1 protein-coding gene is annotated in these 253 nt (G+C 42.7%); it reads right to left on the reverse strand.

What is annotated here, in order from left to right:
• On the reverse strand, positions 1-253 hold a 253-nt coding region (locus R0J88_RS21895), incomplete at both ends, for an NAD(P)/FAD-dependent oxidoreductase (protein ID WP_410901161.1).

Here is a 253-nt window from a genome sequence, read left to right on the forward strand (position 1 = left end):
GTAACAAGGGCACTTGTGATATTATAGCCGCCAGTGTATCCGTGTATATCAAGAATTTCGCCGCAGAAGTACAAGCCAACTTTCTTTTTGGAGGCCATTGTCTTTGGTTCAATTTCTTTGACAGACACACCTCCGCCCGTAACGAATGCTTTTTCTAGAGGTAATGTACCGTGTACGTCCATTTCAAAACTTACCAACTCGTGAGCGAAAGAACGGATTTTTTCTTGAGAAATTTCGGCTGCTGTTTGTGAAG

This window comes from Pseudoalteromonas sp. SIMBA_162, from assembly GCF_046535955.1.
Taxonomy (GTDB): domain Bacteria; phylum Pseudomonadota; class Gammaproteobacteria; order Enterobacterales; family Alteromonadaceae; genus Pseudoalteromonas; species Pseudoalteromonas marina.